We start from the raw sequence: 23,410 nt of genomic DNA, 5'->3' as shown, positions 1-23,410 counted from the left end.
CCGAGTTGACCGGATGGGCCGCACACTTCCTTGATCGTCCGGAAGGAAATCCACAGCCATGGACGCCATCTCCGTCATCCGCACCAAGCGGGACCGCGGCGAGCTCAGCGACGCGCAGATCGACTGGGTGATCGACGCGTACACCCGCGGGGAGGTGGCCGACGAGCAGATGTCGGCGCTCGCCATGGCCATCCTGCTCAACGGGATGAACCGCCGTGAGATCGCCCGCTGGACGGCCGCGATGATCGCCTCCGGCGAGCGCATGGACTTCTCGTCCCTGTCCCGCCCGACGGCCGACAAGCACTCCACGGGCGGCGTGGGCGACAAGATCACACTGCCGCTGGCCCCCCTGGTCGCTGCCTGTGGAGCCGCCGTACCCCAGCTGTCGGGCCGGGGCCTCGGCCACACGGGCGGCACGCTGGACAAGCTGGAGTCGATCCCGGGCTGGCGCGCCCTGCTCTCCAACGAGGAGATGCTGCACGTCCTGGACGAGGCCGGCGCGGTGATCTGCGCGGCGGGCGACGGCCTGGCCCCCGCGGACCGGAAGCTCTACGCCCTGCGCGACGTGACCGGCACGGTCGAGGCCATCCCCCTGATCGCCTCCTCGATCATGTCCAAGAAGATCGCCGAGGGCACCGGCTCCCTGGTCCTGGACGTGAAGGTGGGCACGGGCGCCTTCATGAAGACCCTGGAGGACGCCCGCGAACTGGCGGCCACGATGGTGGGCCTGGGCACGGACCACGGGGTACGCACGGTCGCCCTGCTCACGGACATGTCCACACCCCTGGGCCTGACGGCCGGCAACGCGCTGGAGGTCAGGGAGTCGCTGGAGGTCCTGGCCGGCGGCGGCCCGTCCGACGTGGTGGGCCTGACCCTGGCCCTGGCCCGCGAAATGCTGGACGCCGCCGGCCTGAAGGACACCGACCCGGCGAAGGCCCTGGCCGACGGTTCGGCCATGGACGTCTGGCGCCGCATGATCACCGCCCAGGGCGGCGACCCGGACGCGCCCCTGCCGACCTCCCGCGAACAGCACGTGATCATGGCCCCCGCCTCGGGCGTCCTGACCCGCCTGGACGCGTACGACATCGGCATCGCCGCCTGGCGCCTCGGCGCGGGCCGCGCCCGCAAGGAGGACCCGGTCCAGGCCGCGGCAGGCGTGGAACTGCACGCCAAGCCCGGCGACACGGTGACGAAGGGCCAGCCCCTCCTGACCCTCCACACGAACACCCCGGACCGCTTCGAGTACGCGTTGCAGGCGGTGGAGGACTCCTACGACATCGCAGCACCGGGGACGGAGTTCACACCGTCGCCGGTGGTGCTGGAACGTATCGCCTGACCAGGAGTTTTCCCTTTCGGGTGAACGGGATCGGTGGACCGGCGCCGGTCCTGTTCGGCATGCTGGAGTTGGTGACGCACCGATTGGAGATACCGCCATGAGCGCACTCAGCGTCGAGCCCGAGACCCCAGGGGGTGCGGGCTGGGACGAGATCGTCCGCGTCTGGGAGAAGACGGACGCTCCCGAGGGCAGCAAGGTGGAGATCATCGACGGGGGCGTCACCGTGTCGCCTCCACCGTCCGAGGAGCACAACGACACCACCGAGCTGCTTCAGGTCAGCTTGTACGCTGCTGTCCTGAAGGCTGTGGCATCTATCAGACGCTCGGCTTGGCCGTTCCCGAAACCGCCGGGCTTTTCCAACCCGACCTGTGCGTTGTGCCCAGGGTTGCGTTGCGTCGAGGCAAGCGCATGCACGCCAGTGAGGCGGAGTTGGTCGTAGAGGTCACCTCTCGGAGCAACGCCAACCACGACCGCATCAAGAAGGTCCACGGCTATGCGCGAGCCGGTGTACCTCTCTACCTTCTCCTGGACCCCTGGCACAGCGGCCGCCCCACAGCGAAGCTGTACGGGGCTCCCGAGGACGGCACATATCGCGTTCTCGCTTCCGTGGAGTACGGCGAGAAACTGACGCTGCCGGAGCCGTTCAACCTGGATATCGGCACCGGCGATTTCCCACCAGCTGAGCCGGGATCAGCCCAGCAACGCCGCCACCACCACAAGCACCGGCACCGACAGGAGCGTCGACAGCAGGATCGACTCACGGGCCAGTGGCTCGCCCACCCGGTAGCGACTGGCGTACGTGAAGATGTTCTGAGCGGCCGGAAGCGATGAGGTCACCACCACGTCGAGCAGTTGCGGGCCCTGGAGGTGGAAGAGCCCTGTGGCCAGCGCCCACGCCGCCACCGGCTGGCCCACCGACTTCAGCGCGACGGACAGCAGGACCAGATGCCGGTCCTGCCCCCGGCCAGGGGCGACGCTGCCGCGCAGGGATATGCCGAAGGCGAGCAGGACGGCCGGCACCGACATGTTCCCGATGAGGGTCAGCGGATCCATGACCGGCCCCGGCACATGCACTCCCGTCGCCGACACCGCCACGCCCGCCAGCGACCCCACCGCGATCGGATTGCTCAGCGGTGTCAGCAGCCGCCGCCACAGCGGGCCCTTCTCACCCGCGCCGGACAGGTCCAGGACGGTCAGCGCTATCGGCGTCACCGCGATGACCTGGAACAGCAGCACCGGCGCCACCAGGGAGGCGTCGCCCAGGACGTACACGGCGATCGGGATGCCGAGGTTGCCGGAGTTGACGTAGGAGGAGCACAGGGCGCCGATCGTGGTACGGCCCACGCCCCAGCGGCGTACGATCCCGACCGCCACGAACACGCCTGCCGCCGCGGCCATGCTCATCGCCGTGACCAGGAGCCGACTGGAGAAGATCACCGACAGTTCGGCCCGGGCGAGCATGGTGAACAGCAGGGCCGGTGAGGCCACATGGAACGCGAGCTTCGTCAGCACCTCCCGGCCGTGCTCCCCGAGATGACCGCGCCGGCCGATCACATAGCCGACGCCGATGACCACGGCGATGACCGCGAACCCGCTCAACACCCCCTGCACGGCGGCTCCCCGACGAGGAGGAAGGCGTCGGACAGTGTGCAGGGAAGTGATCCATGGGGCATGCACCCAACCCTCCGGGGAAGGCAGGAGCCGGGTCAATGTGATCCTCGCGGCCGCACAGCCCGGCCGGGCGGCCGAAGGATCGTATGCCGCACCACCCGTGCCGCCACCGGCGGCGATGAGTTATGCCAGCCCGGCCGGTCTACCGATCGTGGACGCCATGACACCCGCTGTACTCGTGCTGGACGGCCCCGTCACCCGGGACGAGGTGACAGGGCTGTGCGACGACGTGCGGGCGCGGCTGGAGGACACCGGTGCCGGGGTCGTGGTGTGCGACGTCGCCGGCCTCGGACCGCCGGGCCTGGGCACCGTCGACCTGCTGGCACGCCTGGAACTCACCGCCAAGCGGTCCGGCGGCCGGATACGGCTGCGCGATCCCGATCCGCGGCTACGCGCCCTCCTCAACCTTGTCGGTCTCCGCTTCGAGGTGGAGGGGCTGGCCGAACAGCGGGAACCACCGCTGGGTGTCGAGGAAGCAGTGGAACCCGGTGATCCGGCCGTCTGATATCTCCAGCACCTGCACCGCCCACGGAGTGAAGCCGCCCTTCTCGGGGTCCGGCTTGTACTGGGCGAAGCCCGGCAGACCGTTGACCTGGACGGGAACGAGCCGCGACCCCGCGCACGGGGCGCCGAAGGTGGTCATGAAACCGGTGATGTCCCCGTGCCCGGTCAGCCACAGGTCGAACGGCGGCATCGTCATGATCGCGTCTTCGTGCAGCAGGGCCGTCAGCGCGGACATGTCGTAGCCCTCGAAGGCGGCCACATACCGGTCCAGGAGCTTCTGCTGCTCCTCGTCGAGCGGGTCCGACACTGCCGCGTCGGCGCCGGGCTCCTTGCGCTCGGCCAGGGTCGCGCGGGCGCGCTGGAGGGCGCTGTTGACGGAGGCGACCGAGGTGCCGAGCAGCTCGGCGACCTCGCTCGCCTTCCAGGCCAACACCTCGCGCAGGATCAGCACGGCCCGCTGCTTGGGCGGGAGCTGCTGCAGGGCGGCCATGAAGGCGAGCCGCACGGACTCCTTCGCGACGGCCGCCTCCGCCGGGTCTTCGGTCGTGGGCAGGACGCGTGAGTCGGGCATCGGTTCCAGCCAGGTGTTGTCCGGGCGGGGGGAGAGGGCGGCCTGGGCGAGAGGGGCCGACTCGGTCAGGTCCATGGGCCGGGCGCGCTTGTTGCCGGCCGTCAGCATGTCCAGGCAGACATTGGTCGCGATGCGGTAGAGCCAGGAGCGGAGGCTGGAGCGGCCCTCGAACTTGTCATAGCTCCGCCAGGCGCGGACCAGGGTGTCCTGGACGGCGTCCTCGGCCTCGAAGGAGGAGCCGAGCATGCGGTAGCAGTAGCCGGTGAGCTCGGTGCGGTGTGCTTCGAGCCGGGAGTCGAGGTCCGTAGTCGTCGCCGTGCCGTCGGTCATGTCCACCCACCCTGTGGAATTTCTGTCGCGCCATTGCGCCCAGCACCTTGGAAGCTACCGCAGCCCACTGACAACGGCCCCTGGAGCGGGAAAAGGGCAGATCAGGCGGGGTGGGGGTGACTGCGGGCGGCACAAACTTGCACCCGCCCACCGGCAGAAGCGCCCGTCAGGCCGCCGCAGTCGTACCCAGCCGCGCCGCGGCCCTCGTGCCCGCGACGGTGATCGCCACGACCCCGAGCACCGCCAGCAGGCCGACGGTCACCGTGCCGGTCCAGCCGCCGGCGTGGAAGGCCACCGCACCGAGCATGCTGCCTGCGCTGGAGCCGATGTAGTACGCGGACTGGTAGAGGGCGGACGCCTGGGCGCGCCCCTGGGTCGCCGTCTTGCTGACCGCCGACGACGCCACCGCGTGGCCCGCGAAGAAGCCCGAGGTGATGAGGACCAGGCCGAGGAGGATCAGGGGGAGGGAGCCCGCGAGAGACATCAGCAGGCCCGTCGCCGTCGTCGCGCCCGACAGGTACAGCGCTCCCCGGCGGCCCAGCCGGCCCACCAGCCGCCCCGCCGTCGACGCCGACACCGTACCCACCAGGTAGACCAGGAAGATCGAGCCGACAATGCCCTGCGTGAGCGAGAACGGCGCCTCGGCCAGGCGGTACCCGATGACCGTGTACACACCGCCGAACACCGTCATGAACAGCGCCCCGATCGCGTACAGCCGGCACAGCAGCGGGTTGGACAGGTGCCCGCGCACCGTCCGCGCCAGCACCCGCGGCCGCAGCGAGCCCGGCTTGAAGTGCCGCGGCGCCGGGAGCAGCAGCCGGAACGCCACCGCGCACGCCATGGCGATCACGCCGATCACACCCACGGCCACCCGCCAGCCCCACTCCTGCGCGACCCACCCGGTGATGACCCGGCCGCTCATCCCGCCGACACTGTTTCCCGCGACGAACAGCCCGATCGCCGTCACCAGCGCCTTCGGCCGGACCTCCTCGGCCAGATACGCTGTCGCCGACGCCGGCAGCCCGGCCAGGGCAGCGCCCTGCACCGCCCGCAGCGCGACCAGCGCGGTCAGCGACGGCGCGAACGGCACCAGCAGCCCGACCGTCACCGCGACCGCCAGCGACGCCGTCATGACCGTACGGCGTCCGAACCGCTCCGACAGCGCGCTCATGGGCAGCACGAACAGCGCCAGACCACCCGTCGCCGCCGCCACCGTCCAGCTTGCCTCGCTCGCCGCCACCCCGAACTCACCCGAGATCAGCGGCAGCAGGGCCTGCGTCGAATACAGCAGCGCGAACGTCGCGACACCGGCGAGGAAGAGGGCGAAGTTCATCCGGCGGTAGCCGGGGCCACCCGGAGCCATACGGGAATCGACGACAGGAACACAGGACACGGCGCCCACGACGGTGGACGCCCCGGTACTGGCGGGAGACATGCCTCGAACCTACGTACGCCCGCACTCATCCGTCCAATGCACAGAACTGCCATAATCGTTCCCATGCTGCATCAGCAAAGGTCACGCCCCCACCTGTCACCGTCCAGCGACACAGAAGACACGACAGACATGTCGCGCCTGCTCGCTCCCCGCCTCGCCTACTTCGCCGGCGTCGCCCGCACCGAGCACGTCACCCGCGCCGCCCGGGAGATGCAGGTCCCCCAGTCGACCCTCTCCCGCGCCATGGTCCGCCTCGAGCAGGACCTGGGCGTCGACCTGTTCGCCCGCCACGGCCGCACCGTCTCCCTCACCCCGGCCGGCCGCACCTTCCTCACCTCCGTCGAGCGCGCCCTCGCCGAGATCGAGCGTGCCGCCGACGAGGTCCGCGCCGACGCCGACCCGGCCACCGGCAAGGTCGCCTTCGGCTTCCTGCACACCATGGGCGCCGAGACCGTCCCCGGCCTGCTCCAGGCCTTCCGCGCCGACCACCCGCGCGTCCGCTTCAGCCTCGTCCAGAACTACGGCGAGGCGATGATCGAGCGCCTCCGCGCCGGCGAACTCGACCTCTGCCTGACCTCACCCGTCCCGGACGCCCCCGACCTCGTCGCCCGCCGCCTCGACGAACAGAAGCTCCGCCTCGTCGTCCCCGCCGACCACCGCCTCGCCCCCCGCCGCCGTATCCGCCTGGCCGAGGCCGCCGACGAAACCTTCGTCACCCTGGAACCCGGCTACGGCCTCCGCCGCATCACCGACGACCTGTGCAGGGAAGCCGGCTTCAAACCAAAGGTGGCCTTCGAGGGTGAGGAAGCCGAAACCCTACGCGGCCTGGTAGCCGCCGGCCTCGGCGTAGCCCTCCTGCCCCCACCGGCCGTACCCCGCCCAGGAGTCGCAGAACTCACGGTCACAGCCCCACGCGCCGCACGAGAAATCGGCGTCGCCTGGCTCGACGGCCACCCGGACACACCCCCAGTGGCCGCCTTCAAGAAGTTCCTCCTGTCGAGAAGGGGAAGCTTGTTGCCCTGAAAGGCGCTGGGCCTACCGCTTCCACGAAGAACCGAACCCCGCAGCCAACGGCATCCGCAACCCCAACGGCGGCGGCGCAGCAAACGCATCCTGCACAGGCCGCGACACCACCCACCCGAACAACGCCCCCATCACAAAATCCTCAGCCAGCGCCTGTACTTCATCCCGGTACTGGTGCAACCCGTGCCCATCCGAATGCACTTCGAACCGGCACACATCCCGATTCGCCTTCTTCACCCGCGCCGCCAGCCGGAACGACAACTCGGGATCGCTCCGTTCGTCCCGCGTCCCGTGCACGATCATCACCCGCCGCCCGGCGAGCTGCTTCACCGGCTCGGGCGGCGCGGCCACATCCTCAACCGGCAGCCAAGGAGCCATCGCCAGCACGGAGTTGACCGCCTCGTGCCCACCCGCACGCAGCGCGGCCCGCCCGCCCATGTCGATGCCGGCGAGGCAGACCGGAACGTCGCCATACCGCCGTACGACCTCGTCCGCGGCCCAGGTCGCGTCGGCCGCCAGATGGGCCTCGCTGCCGTTCCAGCCGCGATAGCGGTAGTGCACGACGTGGACGGCCACGCCCTCGTCCCGGCCCGCGCGCGCGAGCCGGCGCCCCAGGGCGCGTACGGATGCGGTCGCCAAAATGGGGGACGGTCTGCGGCTGGAGGCCTCGTCGCCGCCGGGGAGCAGCAGCACCGCCCCGCTCACCGCCGTCGGCTCCGGACCGAACGCCCGCCCAAGGCGGGCCGTGCGAACCGGCGTCGCTTGCTGTGCCATGACAGAACAGTGTCAGAAGCGCGAGTGTACTAAACCCGTCCGTGGGGTCACCGTTGCGTATCGGCCGATTCGCACACCGAGCGATCTACGCGCGTAGGAGTTAGAGTGCGGAGATGACGAGCACGAGCATCGCGAAGACCCCGACGCCGGAACAGATCCGCCGGGCGCCGAAAGTTCTGCTGCACGACCACCTCGACGGCGGGCTGCGGCCCGGCACGATCGTCGAGCTCGCCCGCGACAACGGGTACCCGCACCTCCCTGACGCCGACCCGGAAAAGCTCGGTATCTGGTTCCGGGAGGCCGCCGACTCCGGTTCCCTGGAACGGTACTTGGAGACCTTCTCGCACACCGTCGGCGTGATGCAGACCCGCGACGCACTCGTGCGGGTCGCAGCGGAGTGCGCCGAGGACCTCGCGCAGGACGGGGTCGTCTACGCCGAGGTCCGCTACGCGCCCGAGCAGCATCTGGAGAAGGGGCTGGCCCTCGAAGAGGTCGTCGAGGCCGTCAACGAGGGCTTCCGGGAAGGGGAGCGGCGCGCCAGGGAGAACGGCCACCGCATCCGGGTCGGCGCCCTGCTCACCGCGATGCGGCACGCCGCCCGCGCCCTGGAGATCGCCGAGCTCGCCAACCGCTACCGGGACTTGGGTGTCGTCGGGTTCGACATCGCGGGCGCCGAGGCCGGTTACCCGCCCACCCGCCACCTGGACGCCTTCGAGTACCTCAAGCGGGAGAACAACCACTTCACCATCCACGCCGGCGAGGCCTTCGGGCTGCCGTCGATCTGGCAGGCCCTCCAGTGGTGCGGCGCCGACCGGCTCGGGCACGGGGTGCGCATCATCGACGACATCCAGGTCCACGCCGACGGTTCGGTGAAGCTCGGGCGGCTCGCCTCGTACGTACGGGACAAGCGCATCCCGCTGGAGCTGTGCCCCAGCTCCAACCTCCAGACCGGGGCGGCGGCGTCGTACGCCGAGCACCCGATCGGGTTGCTGCGCCGGCTGCACTTCCGCGCCACTGTGAACACGGACAACCGGCTGATGTCCCACACCAGCATGAGCCGAGAATTCGAGCAACTTGTCGACGCCTTCGGATACACGCTCGACGACATGCAGTGGTTCTCCGTCAATGCGATGAAATCAGCATTCATTCCTTTCGATGAACGACTCGCGATGATCAATGACGTGATCAAGCCCGGATATGCGGAGCTGAAATCCGAATGGCTGTTCCGGCAGACCGCCTCTACCAGCGCTTCTGTGGACGCGGAGGGCTGATCCGGGACGGTCGGGGGGAATAGTAAATACAGGCCGTGTTCACAATCTGTCCGCATTTCGATGTTTGCGGCGGGTGGTGTCGCCTGTTTACGGTCGCAGGACCGCTCAGATACCCCTGATCCCATTTCAAGGACGCATTTCATGAAGCAGTCTGCTGTCAAGACCCTCGGTGTCGCCGCCCTCGGTGCCGCCTTCGCCGCGGCCGGCGCGGGTGCCGCCAACGCGGCCCCGGCCCTTCCGGACACCTCCCAGGCGCTGGGCACCGTCACCCAGGCGCTCCCCGCGGAGAGCCTTCCCCAGACGCTTCCGGGCTCGGACGAGGCGCTGGGCGAGGGGCAGGGCGCGGCCGGTGCGCCCCTGACCGCCGCGCAGCCGGTTGCCGAGCAGCTGCTCGCCGAGGGCCCGACCGGGCCGGCCGCCGGGCTCCCCGGCGGAATGTCGACGGAGGGTCTGCCCGCGCAGGGCGCGCCGGTGAACGGCATCCCGCTCGGCTGAGCCCCCGCGGGCACCATGCCGATGGGGCGCACCCCTGGACACGGGGTGCGCCCCATCGGCGTATCTGCGCGGCAGGCGGGGTTGGGTCCGGGTGCGTCGCCGCGCGGCAGGAGTATCCGCGCGGCGGCGGCTCACCAGGCAGTCCGGGCCTTCTCCTCCGAGGGCAGCACGATCCACAACGCGATGTACAGCAGGACCTGCGGGCCCGGCAGCAGGCAGGACAGCAGGAAGATCACCCGCATCGTCGTCGCGGAGGTGCCGAAGCGCCGTGCCAGCGCGGCGCACACTCCGCCGATCATGCGGTCGTTGGTGGGGCGGGCCAGGCGAGACATTGCAGCTCCTTCGTCTGTGGGGCTCGGTTGCCCCGAGTGCCGGTGCGAGGCCCCGGTCGGCGCCCCGTCGGTGCGGGGTCTGCCTTCCGGGTACCCCGTCTGACATCCACGTTACGGAGACGAAGGGGGCAAAGCGTCACTCCAGGGGGCGATCCCGACCCTGGGAACTGTCGGGGTACGACCCTGAGCAGCCTCCTCCCAGGGGACGTCCGCGCGGCGCCCGCGCTCGGCCCGGCGCCGTAGCCAGGAACGGCCCACGGGGACCACGGCGAGGTGCGCGAGGGCGATGCCCGTGGTGTTCAGCAGCAGCGCGTCGACGTCCGCGACCTGACCGGGCACCCCGGTCTGCAGCAGCTCGATCCCCAGCGACAGCAGCGCGCCCGCGGCGACGGTACGGATCAGGGAGCCCAGCGGCGAGACGGCCAGCCGGCCGCCGGCCATCGGCAGCAGCACGCCCAGCGGCGCGAGCAGGGCGAGCCCGGCGCCGATGTGCCGGGCCGCCTCCGGCCAGCCCAGCGCCAGGTCGGCCCGGATCCCGGCCAACGGACGCAGGTTGGCGGGCATCACCCAGGGGACGTCCAGCGGCCGCAGCGTGTACCAGGCGACGAACGCGAGGTGGGCGACGAGGAGGACACTTCCCGTCACACGGATGCGGATCGCGGCGCTGCCGCCGATGGAGCCTTGACGCTGCACGCCCCACTAGACGCGGCCTTCGCCACCTCCGGTTCCGGGATACCCCCCGGGTAGCGGGTGAGGCATGCGCCACACGCCGCACCGGCCTCCGGTCGGCACCGTCAGCCGCCGGTGGCCTCCGTCGACGGGGGCTCCTTGGCCGGGCGGGCGCGGACCTCGTCGGTGCACTCGTAGCGGCGCGGCGCCTCGTCGCCGGGGCCGCCCAGGATCACCGAGCCGTCGCCCTCGGCGGCCGCCGAGTCGGAGAACGTGCACACGATCTGGGCGAGGGCGTACGTGGTGAGGCTGCCCGGCGCCGTACTGATCCGCAGCGCGTCATCGGGGTCGCCGATCCGCGGACCGGTCACACGCAGGCCACGGCGTACGTCCGTGCGGTACCCCGCGTCCCTCTCGGTGGCCGACGGCGGCGTCGCAAGCTGGTCGAGCAGCCCCTGCGCCACCAGTGCGCGCCGCGCGGAGTCCGCGGTGCCGTCCGGGACCCGTACGATCCGGTCGACGGTCACCAGCGACGACCCGCACAGCAGGAACACCTGCACCGGCAGCCCCCGCGAGGCCTGAGACACATCCGGCTCGGCCAGCGAACACCGTGCCCGCGAGGGCGCCGGCCCGAAGTCCGTCGGTACCTCCGTGGCCCGGATCCCGCACCCGGCGAGCAGCAAGGCGAGCACGGGCACGAGGAGCAGCCGCCGCCCGGTGCCAGTACGGCCCCTCCGCCGCCCGGCGACGGTACGGCCCCGCCGCGTCACCCGGCGGAGCCCCCCGCCCCCGGCCCGCAGGCCCGGAAGAAGGCGTACGTTCATCCGGCATCCCCCTCCGAGCCGCCGCCCGGGCCGTCCGTGTCCCCGTCCTTGATCTGGTCCTTGGTCTGGTCCTCGGTCCTGCCCTGGCCCTTGCCCTCTTCCGAGGTCTTGCTCTTGTCCGTGTCGACGCGGTCCTGGGCCACCTCGGACGTGTCGCGCGGCAGCCGCAGGGTGAACACCGCGCCTCCCCCGGGGGAGTTGGCGGCGGTGATCTCGCCGCCGTGGATGTGCGCGTTCTCCTGAGCGATGGACAGGCCCAGGCCGCTGCCCTCGGAGCGCGGCCGGGAGGCGCTGGCCTTGTAGAAGCGGTCGAAGACGTGGGGGAGCACGTCCTCCGGGATGCCGGGTCCGTGGTCCTGCACCTCGATCACGACGGCGGCACCCTCTTCGTCGGTCTCTCGCACCGACACCCGCACCGGCGAACCCCCGTGCTTGAGCGCGTTGCCGATCAGGTTCGCCAGGATCACGTCCAGGCGGCGCGGGTCGAGACGCGCGTGGATGCCGCGCTCGGCGTCCAGCTCGACCGCGTCCAGCCAGGCCCGAGCGTCGATGCACGCCGTGATCTGGTCGGCGATGTCGACGTCGTCCAGGACGAGCCGGGCGGTGCCCGCGTCGAAGCGGGTGACCTCCATCAGGTTCTCGACCAGGTCGTTCAGCCGTCGCGTCTCGCTGACCACCAGCCGTACGGCGGGCTCGATCATCGGGTCCATGCTCCCGGTCTCCGCCTCCAGCTCCTCCTCCAGCACCTCCGTCACGGCGGTGATCGCGGTCAGCGGTGTACGCAGCTCGTGGCTCATGTCCGCCACGAACCGCCGGGACGCCTCGTCCCGCCCGGCCATGTCGGCGACCCGCTTCTCCAGCGCCTCGGCCGCGTTGTTGAACGTCCGGGACAGATCGGCGAGTTCGTCGGTCCCGGACACCCTGAGCCGGGTGTCCAGCTTGCCCTCGCCGAGCCGCCGGGCGGCCACCCCGAGCCGCTGCACCGGCTTCAGTACGGTCGTCGCCGCGGCCTGCGCGAGCAGCGCCGAGCCGATCAGCGCGAGCCCGGTGGCGATCCCCAGCGACCAGGCCAGCGAGTTGAGGTCCTTGGCCTCCGGCACCAGCGACTTGAGCATGTAACCGGTCGGGCCGCCGTTGATCACCTTCGTGCCGGCCACCAGGTACGGGGTGTCGCCGTCGACCGTCCGCTGCCAGAACAGGTGGTACTCGTACTTGTTGCCGGCGTTGATCTTCTGCCGCTTGTTCACCGCGTCGCGCAGCGACGCCGGCACATCGCTCACCGAGAACCCGTTCAGGCCGCCCGAGCTGCCGTACACGGTCCTGCCCTCGGCGTTCTCGCCGACCAGCAGCACGGTGAAGCGCTGGCTGCTGTTGGCCATCTGACCGGCGGTGCGCTGCAGCTCGTCCTGCGTGGGGTGCTCCGGCAGTGCACCCGCCCGGTTCTGCATCTCCTGCCGGAAGTCGCGCAGCACGGCGTCCTGGGTGCGGGTGAGGACTGCCTCGCGGTTGAGCCAGTACGCGATCGCGGACGCGGACACCGCGGCGGTGAGCGCGACCAGACCGAAGACGACGACCAGCCTGAGGCGCAGACTGGTGAAGCGCAGCCGCGAGAGGATCACCTTGCCGTGCGGCCCCCCTTGTTGCTCCTGTGTCACTGAGGCGGATCCAGCCGGTAGCCGACACCACGCACGGTACGGATCAGCGTCGGGGACGACGGCACGTCCTCGACCTTGGCGCGCAGCCGCTGGACACAGGCGTCCACCAGCCGCGAGTCACCGAGATAGTCGTGCTCCCACACCAGCCGCAGCAGCTGCTGCCGCGACAGCGCCTGCCCCGGCCGCCGGCTCAGCTCCAGCAGCAGCCGCAGCTCGGTGGGCGTGAGCTGCAAGTCCTGCCCGTTCTTGGTGACCGTCATGGCCGACCGGTCGATGACCAGGCTGCCGAACGTCGCCGAGTCGCTGGACTCCCGCTCGCCGCGCCGCAGCACGGCCCGGATCCGGGCGTCCAGCACCCGCCCCTGCACCGGTTTGACGACGTAGTCGTCCGCACCGGACTCCAGCCCGACCACGACGTCGATGTCATCGCTGCGCGCGGTCAGCAGGATGATCGGCAGCTGGTCGGTGCGCCGGATGCGCCGGCAGACCTCGAAGCCGTCGATGCCGGGCAGCATCACATCCAGCACGATCAGGTCCGGCCGCTGCTCGCGCAGGAGCTTCAGACCGTCCTCACCGCTGGCAGCGGTCGCCACGCGGTGTCCCTGGCGCGTCAGTGAGAGCTCCAGGGCCGTGCGGATGGCGTCGTCGTCCTCGATCAGCAACAGGGAAGGCACGGGCTCATTCTGGCCCATGGAGGGGGTGCGGTTCGACCTGTGGCCCACAAGCGGGACGCGCACGTACCGCGGAGTGCTGTGCGTGATCTTCGCGGCCGCTGTGCCGGACCCCTGTGACAGGCCTGTGACAGTCGGCGGACACGGCCATGAAGTCGCTTCGGCAAGCTCTTGTGCACAGGCAGGACAACAGCAACACCCAGCAGGCCGAACACCGGTAAGTCCACGACGGGGGGCGCGAGATGAACACGCTGCACGGCACCAGCACCAGCGCAGTGGTCACGCGCCTGCACGACGTGCACCGGGGTTCCGAGAAGTCCGGTGCCGTGAGCGGGCGGGGGTGCGCTCGCGGCACCGGGCGTCAGCACACCGGGTATGCGCAGCAAGGGCTTCAGCCCTGCATGACGGTGGTTGACGGTTTCACGGGGGAACCGCACGGGGGAGCCGCGTACAGGGAGGACTCGGGGGAGCGGCGTCGCTCGCTGTCCGAGGCGGAGTTCACCGCCTACGTCCAGGAGCGCCGCGCCTCCCTGTACGCCACCGCCTACCACCTCACCGGCGACCGCTTCGAGGCCGAGGACCTGCTCCAGAGCGCGCTGTTCTCGACGTACAAGGCGTGGGACCGGATCAGCGACAAGGCCGCGGTCGGCGGATACCTGCGCCGCACCATGACCAACCTGCACATCAGCGCCTGGCGGCGGCGCAAGCTCAGCGAGTACCCGACCGAGGAACTGCCGGAGACGCCCGGTGACACGGACGCGATGCGCGGCACCGAGCTGCGCACGGTCCTGTGGCAGGCGCTCGCCCGGCTGCCCGAACTCCAGCGCACCATGCTGGTCCTGCGCTACTACGAGGGCCGCACGGACCCGGAGATCGCGGAGATCCTCGACATCAGTGTGGGCACGGTGAAGTCCAGCATCTGGCGCTCGCTGCGCCGGCTGCGCGAGGACGAGGTCCTCAGCTTCGGCCGTGACCAGGAAGACGCCTTCGGGGAGCTCGTCGCCTGAAGGCCGGGGAGGTGCCCCTATCTGTTTCGTCAACCCCGGTGGGGTCGGCTTGTAGGGGTTGATCCTGGTTTTCGGGAACGTCCCGCGAAGCGGGACGTNGGTGCCCCTATCTGTTTCGTCAACCCCGGTGGGGTCGGCTTGTAGGGGTTGATCCTGGTTTTCGGGAACGTCCCGCGAAGCGGGACGTTCCCGGCGGATCGGGTGGCTGATGGGCAGCCCGGTGGCGGGCAGGGCCGGAGTGGCCGTGCCGGTGCGCGGGCATGATGGGGCCTGGAGGGTAAGGGCGGTGGAGTCGTCAGGCGGCGAGGTCGACGTCGCCCGGCGTGCGCGCTTCGTAGAGAGCCCCGGTGCGGATCATCGCGTGGATGACGTTCACGCGCTGGCGGGCCAGGCGGAGGATCGCCTGGGTGTGGGTCTTGCCGCGTGCGCGTTGCCGGTCGTAGTAGATCCGGGAGGACAAGTCGGCTTTGCAGCCGATCGCGGCGAACGCGGCCTGGAACAGGGCTCGTTTGAGGAGCCGGTTGCCGCGGTGGGGTGCGTGCTCGCCGCGGATGGAGGTGCCCGAGGACTTCGTGGCGGGCGCGAGTCCTGCGTAGGAGGCGAGGTGCCCGGCGGTGGGGAAGCCGGTGCCGTCACCGATCGCGACGATCACGGCTGCCGTGGTCCTGACGCCCAGGCCGGGCAGGGAGGTCAGGAGGTGGAAAAGAGGGAGGGCCTCCAGCAGGGCGGCGATCTCCTGCTCGGCCTGGCGGCGCTGGGTGTGGGCGGCGGCGAGCTGGGCGGCCAGGCCCGGCACGATCAGCGCGGACGCCTCGGTGCCCGGAACGACCAGGGTCTGCTCGGCGAGCGCGTCGAAGATCTCGGTGGAGAGGTGGTGGGCCTTGCGCGAGCCGTGTGCCTTGAGCAGGGCCTCGCAGCGGGCCCGGCCCAGTTTCCTCAGTCGCGCCGGGGAACCGTGGCGCTGGAGGAGGGCCTGGACATAGGGGTAGGCCAGGCGCGGGCCGAGCACACGCTCGAGAGAGGGGTGGATCTGGGAGAGCAGGCCGCGCAGCCGGTTGGTGGCGCGGTTGACCTCGCCGGCCAGGTCGTTGTCGTAGCCGGTGAGCATGGTCAGCTCGGCGAGCACCTCGTCGTCGCGGTCCACCGCACGCAGGGTGTGCGGCATGGTGCGGGCGGTCTCGGCGATCACGAACGCGTCACGGGCGTCGGTCTTGGCCTCGCCCGGGTGCAAATCGGCGGCCCGCCGCATCGACAGCCCGGGCAGGTAGGCCACCCGGCAGCCGGCCGCGCGGGCCACCGTCAGCGGCAGCGCGCCGATGTTGGCGACCTGGTCCACGATCACCAGAACGGTGCCGAACTTCGCCACCAGCCTGGTGAACAGCTCCAGTAGTTTCGGCTCGGTGTTGGGCAGCCGCTTGTCGTGCACGGTTCTGCCGTCCTCGGTCCGGCCGTGGGCGTGGTGGAACTCCTTGCCCAGGTCCAGGCCGAGGAAGAGATCTATCGCGGTCGTGTCGACCATGTGCGCGTGCCCCTCGCCACTCGTCTCCTCAACTCCCGGCCGTCCCTGCGGCACCACACGCCGGCAACCACGTTACGCAGACATGCCACCCGTGAAGCGGCCCGGCATTGCGCCGGACAAGGCGGTCGTCAGGCCCCTCATCAGCGGTCAAGCGGTGCCCCGAAGCCCGGCGGCAACACCCCCCAGGTCATCCGTACGACAGGGGGCACACAGCCATACCGGACCCNCATCAGCGGTCAAGCGGTGCCCCGAAGCCCGGCGGCAACACCCCCCAGGTCATCCGTACGACAGGGGGCACACAGCCATACCGGACCCAGGGGCCAGGCGCCCCATTGCGGGGCCACGAAAAAGGTAACGGGGATGAAGTAACGGGGGACAAGGGGATAACGGGGGAACCGCGGGGACGCTGGGGGCGTCACCGTACGGGGGGACCAACGGGGGAACACAAGGGGAGCGGGACTGGAGGGCCGGGGGGTCCGTCCAGTCCCGCCTTTCTTGGCCGTACGTCTGTCCCTGCCGTACGTCGCCGTACGTCGACTACGCCGCCGTACCCATCGTCGCGCACCGCCCCGCCGCCGCAGCCGCCAGCCGGCCCATCGCCTCGTCCCGGTCGCAGGCGTGGGCGCCCAGTGAGGTCTGGCGGGCGATGATCGAACGCTCCAGCCGCATCAGCCGCCACCCGCGGCGCAGCAGGAACGGCACCGACTTGCGGCCCTCCCGCACATCTCGCAGGAACCGGCGGCGGAAGGTCTTCACGGGCCCGCGGCTCAGGCACAGCGCGTCGGCGAGGACGCCCAGCTCCCGGCAGCGCGTGACGATCTCGGCGGCGAACACGCCCTCCGCGATGAACAGCGGGGTGCGCCCGATGTCCACGCTCTCCGCACCGCTCCGGGCACTGCGCGCGATGTCGTACACCGGGACCTGGGTACGGCCCGTGCGGCACAGCTCGGCGATCGCGGCGACGGCCGTGTCCGCGTCCCACGAGCCGGGGTGGTCCCAGTCGATGTCGGAGCTCCCCGCCACCAGGGGCAGCGACGGGTCGTCACCTTCCTTGTAGAAGTCGTCGAGCCGGAGGACCGGCAGCCCGGAGCGGGCCGCGAGAAGGGACTTGCCGGAGCCGGAAGGGCCGCAGAGCAGCACGACTCGGGCCGTTATGGGCGATGGGGAACTCACGGGACACCAGTGTGAGGCATCGCCTGGCCGCCGTAGACCCTGCGGGTCGCCTTTGAAGTGCGCGTCACACCTCAGTCCTTCGAGGGGCCTGTCGTCAGTACGACGAGCCGGACGCGCCCAGCGCCCCCGTCGGGTGCCAGACCGTCTTCGTCTCCAGGAACGCCGTCATGCGGTCGGTGCCCGGCGTCTCGAAGTAATCCACAGCCTGTGGACGCAGTACGCGCTTGAGGTTGTCGGCCGCGGCGATCTCCAGTTCCTCGGCCAGTTCCTCGCCGGCGCCCGCGAGGTCGATCGCGTTGACGTCCTGGTGCGCGGCCAGCGGCGCCGCGATCTCCGCCGTACGGCCCGAGAGGACGTTGACGACACCGCCGGGGACGTCGGAGGTGGCCAGGACCTCGGACAGGGACAGGGCCGGGAGCGGGGACTTCTCGCTCGCCACCACGACCGCGGTGTTGCCCGTCGCGATCACCGGGGCGAGCACCGACACCAGACCCAGGAAGGACGACTCCTGGGGAGCCAGTACGGCGATCACGCCCGTCGGCTCGGGGGAGGAGAGGTTGAAGAACGGGCCCGCGACCGGATTCGCGCCGCCGGTCACCTGGGCGATCTTGTCGGTCCAGCCCGCGTACCAGACCCAGCGGTCGATCGCCGCGTCGACGACCGCCGCCGCCTTGGACTTCGACAAACCCTCGGCGTCGGCCACCTCACGCGTGAACTGGTCGCGGCGGCCCTCCAGCATCTCCGCGACGCGGTACAGGACCTGGCCGCGGTTGTACGCCGTCGCGCCCGACCAGGGGCCCACCGCCTTGCGGGCGGCGACCACCGCGTCACGGGCGTCCTTGCGGCTCGCCAGCGGGGCGTTCGCCAGCCACTTGCCCTTCGAGTCCGTCACCTCGTACACCCGGCCGCTCTCGGAACGCGGGAACTTGCCGCCCACGTACAGCTTGTAGGTCTTGAGCACACTGAGTCGCGAGTCAGACATCGAGGTACGCCTCCAGGCCGTGGCGGCCGCCCTCGCGGCCGAAGCCCGACTCCTTGTAGCCGCCGAACGGCGAGGTCGGGTCGAACTTGTTGAACGTGTTGGACCAGATCACGCCCGCACGCAGCTTGTTCGCGACGGCGAGGATCCTCGACCCCTTCTCCGTCCAGATGCCGGCCGACAGGCCGTACGGCGTGTTGTTGGCCTTCGCGACCGCCTCGTCCGGCGTGCGGAAGGTGAGGACCGACAGCACCGGGCCGAAGATCTCGTCGCGGGCGACGGTGTGCGCCTGGGTGACGTTGGTGAACAGCGTCGGCGCGAACCAGTAGCCCGAGGAGGGGAGTTCGCAGGCCGGGGACCAGCGCTCGGCGCCCTCCGCCTCGCCCTGCTCGGCGAGCGCGGTGATACGGGCCAGCTGCTCGGCGGAGTTGATCGCGCCGATGTCCGTGTTCTTGTCGAGCGGGTCGCCCAGGCGGAGGGTGGCCAGCCGCCGCTTCAGGGACTCCAGCAGCTCGTCCTGGATCGACTCCTGGACGAGGAGACGGGACCCGGCGCAGCACACCTGGCCCTGGTTGAAGAAGATCCCGTTGACGATCCCCTCCACCGCCTGGTCGATCGGGGCGTCGTCGAAGACGATGTTGGCGCCCTTGCCGCCCAGTTCGAGCGTGAGCTTCTTGCGGGTGCCCGCGACGGTCCGGGCGATCTCCTTGCCGACGGCCGTGGAGCCGGTGAAGGCGACCTTGTCGACGTCGGGGTGGGCGACGAGGGCGGCGCCCGTCCGGCCGTCACCGGTGATGATGTTGACGACGCCCTTCGGCAGGCCCGCCTGCCGGCAGATGTCCGCGAAGAACAGGGCGGACAGCGGGGTCGTCTCGGCGGGCTTGAGGACGACCGTGTTGCCGGTGGCGAGAGCGGGGGCGATCTTCCACGCCAGCATCAGGAGGGGGAAGTTCCAGGGGATGACCTGGCCGGCGACGCCCAGGGGCTTGGGGTTCGGACCGAATCCCGCGTGATCGAGCTTGTCGGCCCAGCCCGCGTAGTAGAAGAAGTGCGCGGCGACCAGGGGCAGGTCGGCGTCCCTCGTCTCCCTGATCGGCTTGCCGTTGTCCAGGGTCTCCAGAACGGCCAGCGCGCGGCTGCGTTCCTGGATGATCCGGGCGATGCGGAACAGGTACTTGGCGTGCTCGGAGCCGGGCAGCGCTGACCACTTCTCGAAGGCCTTCCGGGCGGCCTTGACCGCCCGGTCGACGTCTTCCGTGTTGGCCTGGGTGTACTCGCAGAGCACTTCCTCGGTGGCCGGAGAGATCGTCTTGTTGCGATCCTCACCCGAGCTCTCGACGAACTCCCCGTCGATGAAGAGGCCGTACGACGGGGCGATGTCGACGATCGCGCGCGATTCGGGCGCGGGAGCGTACTCGAATGCCATGGGTCAGTCCACCGTAACGTAGTCAGGGCCGGAGTAGCGGCCGGTGGCCAGCTTCTGGCGCTGCATCAGCAGGTCGTTGAGGAGGGAGGACGCGCCGAAGCGGAACCAGTGGTTGTCGAGCCAGTCCTCGCCGACGGTCTCGTTGACCAGGACCAGGAACCTGATCGCGTCCTTGCTGGTCCGGATGCCGCCCGCGGGCTTCACACCGACCTGTACCCCGGTCTGGGCGCGGAAGTCGCGCACCGCCTCCAGCATCAGGAGGGTGTTCGCGGGGGTGGCGTTCACCGCCACCTTGCCGGTGGAGGTCTTGATGAAGTCCGCCCCGGCCAGCATGCCGAGCCAGCTCGCGCGGCGGATGTTGTCGTACGTCGACAGCTCGCCCGTCTCGAAGATGACCTTCAGCCGGGCGCTCGTCCCGCAGGCCGCCTTCACGGCGGCGATCTCGTCGTACACCTTCATGTAGTCGCCCGCGAGGAACGCCCCGCGGTCGATGACCATGTCGACCTCGTCCGCACCGGCGGCCACGGCCTCCCGCACGTCGGCCAGCTTGACCGACATCGGGGCGCGGCCCGCCGGGAAGGCGGTGGCGACCGAGGCGACCTTCACACCGGAACCGGCGACGGCCTCCCTCGCCACGGCCACCATGTCGGGGTAGACGCAGACCGCGGCCGTGGCGGGGGCGGTGCGGTCGGTCGGGTCCGGGCGGACCGCCTTGGCGCCGAGCGCCCGGACCTTGCCCGGGGTGTCCGCGCCTTCCAGCGTCGTCAGGTCGACCATGGAGATGGCCAGGTCGATGGCGTACGCCTTCGCGGTCGTCTTGATGGAACGGGTACCGAGCGAGGCGGCGCGCGCCTCCAGACCGACCGCGTCGACGCCGGGCAGTCCGTGAAGGAAGTGGCGCAGCGTGCGGTCGGACGCGGTGACGTCCGTCAGTGCGTGAGCGCTGGGGGTACCTCCCACGCTTTCGGCAGTGGGGGAGGATGCATTGGTGGGCATGGTCACCAGACGAGCATATCTACGCGCGTAGCGGCTGTACACCCCCGACTGGCGGCTCCCTTGGAGCCTGAGGGGAGCTGTCCCACCTGAAGGGGCGCGGGGGACTGCGCGAGCAACCCACCACGGCCCGCACCCGCCCACAGACCGAACCCCTACGGCGCCTGGGCGACCGGTCGGCCGCCGTCCAGAACGCTGAGGCAGAATCGGGGCCATGACGACCCCCGAACCCCAGTCACCGGAACCCGAGCCCAGGGACCGTATCCACCGGTCGGCCGGCGGCATCGCCGGCGGCGTCCTGCTGCTCGCCGTCGGCGGCTGGCTCGGCATTGACGCCGTGATCTCGGGAGAGGGCCGCACCCCGTGGCTCGCCCTCGCCACACTGATCCTTGTCGTGCCGCTGATCGTCGCCTTCACCCTGCGCCCCGCGGTGTACGTCGACGCGGACCGGCTGCGCATCCGCAACCCCTTCCGCGTGATCGTGCTGCCCTGGGGGCAGGTCGCCTCGCTGCGGTCCGGCTACTCCAACGAGGTCGTCGCCCGCTCCGGCACCAAGTACCAGCTGTGGGCCCTCCCTGTCTCCCTGCGCGCCCGCAAGAGGGCCGCGCGGCAGGAGGCGCGGGCCGCTGCGGACGGGTCGCGCGGTGTCTCCGACGGGCGGGGGCCGGGCCGGGGCAGGGGGCTGGGCTTCGGTGGTCTCGGCAGGCCGACGCAGGATGGGTCCGTGCAGGACGGGCCCGTGCGGGCGGAGACCGACCGGATCATGGATGAGCTGCGGGAGCTTCAGCAGGCTCGCGAAGGGGCGGAGACGGCGCAGGGGGAGGTCACCGTGCGGTGGGCGTACGAGGTCGCCGGGCCGGCGGTCGCGGGTGCGGTGCTGTTGGTGATCTTGCTGGCGGTGGGGTGAGGTATGGCCTTTCGGGAGGACTTCGTCGGAAAACACCCGTTGGGGCGCCCGTGGGTGGGCACCCCAACGGGGCGACAGGCATTCGGGGCGGGGCTCAGATGCCTGCCGCCGATGACAGGTCCCGCTTGATGGCGGTCAGCAGGTCCGTCGCCCTGGTGCGGGCCGCGGGCAGGTCGGCGTGGGTGGCGACCGGGACCACGACCTCCAGGTAGCACTTCAGTTTCGGTTCCGTGCCGCTGGGGCGGACGATGACGCGGGCGCCGCCGAGGGTGTAGCGCAGGCCGTCGGTGGGCGGGAGGGTGGCCGTGCCCCGGGTGAGGTCGTCGGTGCGGGTGATCGGCAGGCCGGCGAGTTCGGTCGGGGGCTCTTCGCGCAGGCGGCGCATCGCGGCCGTGATGAGGGTGAGGTCCTCGACGCGGACCGAGAGCTGATCCGTGGCGTGCAGGCCGTGTGCCACGGCGAGGTCGTCGAGGAGGTCGAGAAGGGTGCGGTTTCGCTCCTTCAGAACGGACGCCAGCTCGGTGATGAGGAGGGCCGCGGTGATGCCGTCCTTGTCGCGTACGCCGTCGGGGTCGACGCAGTAGCCGAGGGCCTCCTCGTAGCCGTAGCGCAGGCCGTCGACGCGGGCGATCCACTTGAAGCCGGTGAGGGTCTCGGTGTGGGGGAGGCCTGCCTTTTCGGCGATACGGCCGAGGAGGGAGGAGGAGACGATGGACTCCGCGAAGGTGCCGTGTGCTCCGCGGTCGACCAGGTGGGCGGCGAGGAGGGCGCCGACCTCGTCGCCGCGCAGCATGCGCCAGTCGCCGTCGGGGGCGGTGGGATCCTTGACGGCTACGGCGCAGCGGTCGGCGTCGGGGTCGTTGGCGATGACGAGGTCGGGGTCGGTCTGGCGGGCCTTGGCGAAGGCCAGGTCCATGGCGCCGGGCTCTTCCGGGTTGGGGAAGGCGACGGTCGGGAAGTCGGGGTCGGGATCGGCCTGCTCGGCGACGTGGGCCGGGGCCGGGAAGCCCGCGCGGGCGAAGGCGGCGAGGAGGACGTCCCTGCCGACGCCGTGCATCGCCGTGTAGACCGTGCGGGCGGTGCGGGGGGAGTCGGGGCCGAGGACGGCGTCCGTGCGGGCGAGGTAGGCGTCGAGGACGGAGTCGTCGAGGATGTCCCAGCCTTCGGTGGGGCGGGAGACCGTGGTGAGGGAGGGGATCGCGGCGATCTCCTCCGCGATGTCGGTGTCCGCGGGCGGGACGATCTGGGAGCCGTCGCCGAGGTACACCTTGTAGCCGTTGTCGCGGGGCGGGTTGTGGCTGGCGGTGACCTCCACGCCGGCGACCGCGCCGAGGTGCCGGATGGCGAAGGCGAGCACGGGGGTGGGGAGGGGGCGCGGGAGGATCGCTGCGCGGAGGCCGACGCCGGTCATGACGGCGGCGGTGTCGCGGGCGAAGTCCTGTGACTTGTGGCGGGCGTCGTAGCCGATGACGACGAGGCCGGCCCCATTTCCCCGCTGGGGGGGCTCGTTCTTCTTGAGGTACGCGGCGAGGCCGGCGGCGGCGCGGATGACGACGGAGCGGTTCATGCGCATGGGGCCGGCGCCGAGTTCGCCGCGGAGGCCGGCGGTGCCGAACTGGAGGGTGCCGCTGAAGCGGGCGGCGAGTTCCTTGACGTCCTCGGTGTCGATGAGGCGGGCGAGTTCGGCACGGGTTTCCGTGTCGGGGTCCTCGGACAGCCACGCCTTGGCCCGTGCGATGAGTTCGTCGTGCACGTTGGGTGAGCCTCTCGTTGGGTTTCTCGTGGTGGGTGGGTGCGGGTTGTGTTGTATGCCTGCCGCGGCCTGTGGGGGTGCGGCCGGTGGTC

22 protein-coding genes and 1 pseudogene are annotated in these 23,410 nt (G+C 70.8%); 8 read left to right on the top strand and 15 right to left on the bottom strand.

All coding sequences use genetic code 11. The features are described from left to right. The first annotated feature begins 58 nt into the window (after positions 1–58). Complete coding sequence (locus H8R17_RS39230) at positions 59–1,336, top strand: thymidine phosphorylase (RefSeq protein ID WP_187827968.1); 1,278 nt, start codon at positions 59–61, stop codon at positions 1,334–1,336. Positions 1,337–1,663: 327 nt separating this feature from the next. Next, a pseudogene (locus H8R17_RS49585) lies at positions 1,664–1,924 on the top strand (Uma2 family endonuclease); the annotation flags it as partial. A gap of 102 nt (positions 1,925–2,026) precedes the next feature. Here H8R17_RS49585 and H8R17_RS39220 read toward each other — a convergent pair. Further along, a complete protein-coding gene (locus tag H8R17_RS39220; protein WP_187827967.1) occupies positions 2,027–2,947 on the bottom strand; it encodes an AEC family transporter in 921 nt (306 codons plus the stop codon). A gap of 178 nt (positions 2,948–3,125) precedes the next feature. Between H8R17_RS39220 and H8R17_RS39215 the strand changes: the two genes are divergently transcribed. Next, the gene (locus H8R17_RS39215; protein WP_187827978.1) at positions 3,126–3,512 is read left to right on the top strand and encodes an STAS domain-containing protein; all 387 of its coding nucleotides are present in this window, start codon (positions 3,126–3,128) and stop codon (positions 3,510–3,512) included. Here H8R17_RS39215 and H8R17_RS39210 read toward each other — a convergent pair. Together H8R17_RS39210 and H8R17_RS39205 are read right to left on the bottom strand one after the other, a co-directional pair. Further along, positions 3,396–4,412 carry a sigma-70 family RNA polymerase sigma factor gene (locus tag H8R17_RS39210; RefSeq protein WP_187827966.1) on the bottom strand — a complete coding sequence of 339 codons (1,017 nt, stop codon included), beginning with the start codon at positions 4,410–4,412 and terminating at the stop codon, positions 3,396–3,398. The two genes, H8R17_RS39215 and H8R17_RS39210, sit on opposite strands and share 117 nt — an antisense overlap. A gap of 166 nt (positions 4,413–4,578) precedes the next feature. After that, entirely contained in the window at positions 4,579–5,847 is a 1,269-nt protein-coding gene (locus H8R17_RS39205) for an MFS transporter (RefSeq protein ID WP_187827965.1), read from the bottom strand. Between the two features lie 63 nt (positions 5,848–5,910). Here H8R17_RS39205 and H8R17_RS39200 point away from each other — a divergent pair, with 63 nt between their 5' ends. After that, on the top strand, positions 5,911–6,870 hold the full coding sequence (locus H8R17_RS39200) for a LysR family transcriptional regulator (protein ID WP_187827964.1): 960 nt from the start codon (positions 5,911–5,913) through the stop codon (positions 6,868–6,870). A 12-nt stretch (positions 6,871–6,882) separates the two neighbouring features. On the opposite strand, the gene H8R17_RS39195 is transcribed toward H8R17_RS39200, so the two are convergent. After that, positions 6,883–7,644: an alpha/beta hydrolase gene (locus H8R17_RS39195; RefSeq protein ID WP_187827963.1), complete on the bottom strand. Its 762-nt coding sequence runs from the start codon at positions 7,642–7,644 to the stop codon at positions 6,883–6,885. Positions 7,645–7,757: 113 nt separating this feature from the next. On the opposite strand from H8R17_RS39195, the gene H8R17_RS39190 reads away from it, so the two are divergent. Together H8R17_RS39190 and H8R17_RS39185 are read left to right on the top strand one after the other, a co-directional pair. After that, positions 7,758–8,915, top strand: a complete 1,158-nt coding sequence (locus H8R17_RS39190) for an adenosine deaminase (protein WP_187827962.1) — start codon at positions 7,758–7,760, stop codon at positions 8,913–8,915. 141 nt (positions 8,916–9,056) lie between these two features. Beyond that, on the top strand, positions 9,057–9,410 hold the full coding sequence (locus H8R17_RS39185; protein WP_187827961.1) for an ATP-binding protein: 354 nt from the start codon (positions 9,057–9,059) through the stop codon (positions 9,408–9,410). A 131-nt stretch (positions 9,411–9,541) separates the two neighbouring features. Here the strand turns inward: H8R17_RS39185 and H8R17_RS39180 are convergent, their stop codons facing one another. The 5 genes from H8R17_RS39180 to afsQ1 all read right to left on the bottom strand — a co-directional run bounded on the left by H8R17_RS39180 (position 9,542) and on the right by afsQ1 (position 13,564). Next, positions 9,542–9,742: a PspC domain-containing protein gene (locus tag H8R17_RS39180; RefSeq protein WP_187827960.1), complete on the bottom strand. Its 201-nt coding sequence runs from the start codon at positions 9,740–9,742 to the stop codon at positions 9,542–9,544. A 111-nt stretch (positions 9,743–9,853) separates the two neighbouring features. Continuing rightward, positions 9,854–10,435 (bottom strand): VanZ family protein, encoded by a 582-nt coding sequence (locus H8R17_RS39175; protein WP_187827959.1) that lies wholly within the window; start codon positions 10,433–10,435, stop codon positions 9,854–9,856. Positions 10,436–10,536: 101 nt separating this feature from the next. Next, positions 10,537–11,235: a hypothetical protein gene (locus H8R17_RS39170; protein WP_262505863.1), complete on the bottom strand. Its 699-nt coding sequence runs from the start codon at positions 11,233–11,235 to the stop codon at positions 10,537–10,539. Continuing rightward, positions 11,232–12,890, bottom strand: coding sequence for an ATP-binding protein (locus H8R17_RS39165; protein ID WP_187827958.1), 1,659 nt, complete (start codon positions 12,888–12,890; stop codon positions 11,232–11,234). Before H8R17_RS39165 ends, H8R17_RS39170 begins: the two co-directional genes overlap by 4 nt. Then, positions 12,887–13,564 carry a two-component system response regulator AfsQ1 gene (afsQ1, locus tag H8R17_RS39160; RefSeq protein ID WP_187827957.1) on the bottom strand — a complete coding sequence of 226 codons (678 nt, stop codon included), beginning with the start codon at positions 13,562–13,564 and terminating at the stop codon, positions 12,887–12,889. Before afsQ1 ends, H8R17_RS39165 begins: the two co-directional genes overlap by 4 nt. 239 nt (positions 13,565–13,803) lie before the next feature. Here afsQ1 and H8R17_RS39155 point away from each other — a divergent pair, with 239 nt between their 5' ends. Next, positions 13,804–14,568: a SigE family RNA polymerase sigma factor gene (locus tag H8R17_RS39155; RefSeq protein ID WP_187827956.1), complete on the top strand. Its 765-nt coding sequence runs from the start codon at positions 13,804–13,806 to the stop codon at positions 14,566–14,568. 295 nt (positions 14,569–14,863) lie between these two features. Here H8R17_RS39155 and H8R17_RS39150 read toward each other — a convergent pair whose 3' ends face one another. The 5 genes from H8R17_RS39150 to deoC all read right to left on the bottom strand — a co-directional run bounded on the left by H8R17_RS39150 (position 14,864) and on the right by deoC (position 20,661). Next, positions 14,864–16,087 (bottom strand): IS110 family transposase, encoded by a 1,224-nt coding sequence (locus H8R17_RS39150; RefSeq protein WP_187827955.1) that lies wholly within the window; start codon positions 16,085–16,087, stop codon positions 14,864–14,866. Positions 16,088–16,624: 537 nt separating this feature from the next. Beyond that, positions 16,625–17,260 carry a uridine kinase gene (locus H8R17_RS39145; RefSeq protein ID WP_316959666.1) on the bottom strand — a complete coding sequence of 212 codons (636 nt, stop codon included), beginning with the start codon at positions 17,258–17,260 and terminating at the stop codon, positions 16,625–16,627. Between the two features lie 94 nt (positions 17,261–17,354). Beyond that, positions 17,355–18,242 (bottom strand): aldehyde dehydrogenase family protein, encoded by an 888-nt coding sequence (locus H8R17_RS39140; RefSeq protein ID WP_187827954.1) that lies wholly within the window; start codon positions 18,240–18,242, stop codon positions 17,355–17,357. Then, positions 18,235–19,665 (bottom strand): aldehyde dehydrogenase family protein, encoded by a 1,431-nt coding sequence (locus H8R17_RS39135; protein ID WP_187827953.1) that lies wholly within the window; start codon positions 19,663–19,665, stop codon positions 18,235–18,237. The genes H8R17_RS39140 and H8R17_RS39135 overlap by 8 nt, the downstream gene beginning before the upstream one ends. Before the next feature lie 3 nt (positions 19,666–19,668). Continuing rightward, complete coding sequence (gene deoC, locus H8R17_RS39130; RefSeq protein WP_187827975.1) at positions 19,669–20,661, bottom strand: deoxyribose-phosphate aldolase; 993 nt, start codon at positions 20,659–20,661, stop codon at positions 19,669–19,671. Between the two features lie 211 nt (positions 20,662–20,872). Between deoC and H8R17_RS39125 the strand changes: the two genes are divergently transcribed. Further along, positions 20,873–21,565 (top strand): PH domain-containing protein, encoded by a 693-nt coding sequence (locus H8R17_RS39125; RefSeq protein ID WP_187827952.1) that lies wholly within the window; start codon positions 20,873–20,875, stop codon positions 21,563–21,565. 94 nt (positions 21,566–21,659) lie between these two features. Here the strand turns inward: H8R17_RS39125 and H8R17_RS39120 are convergent, their stop codons facing one another. Further along, the gene (locus tag H8R17_RS39120) at positions 21,660–23,318 is read right to left on the bottom strand and encodes a phospho-sugar mutase (protein WP_187827951.1); all 1,659 of its coding nucleotides are present in this window, start codon (positions 23,316–23,318) and stop codon (positions 21,660–21,662) included. Positions 23,319–23,410 lie beyond the last annotated feature (92 nt).

It is taken from the genome of Streptomyces sp. TRM68367, from assembly GCF_014495685.1.
In the GTDB taxonomy this organism is placed as follows: Bacteria; Actinomycetota; Actinomycetes; order Streptomycetales; family Streptomycetaceae; genus Streptomyces.
The sequence above is the reverse complement of the archived record's forward strand: the minus strand, read 5'-3'. Positions and strand labels throughout refer to the sequence as shown.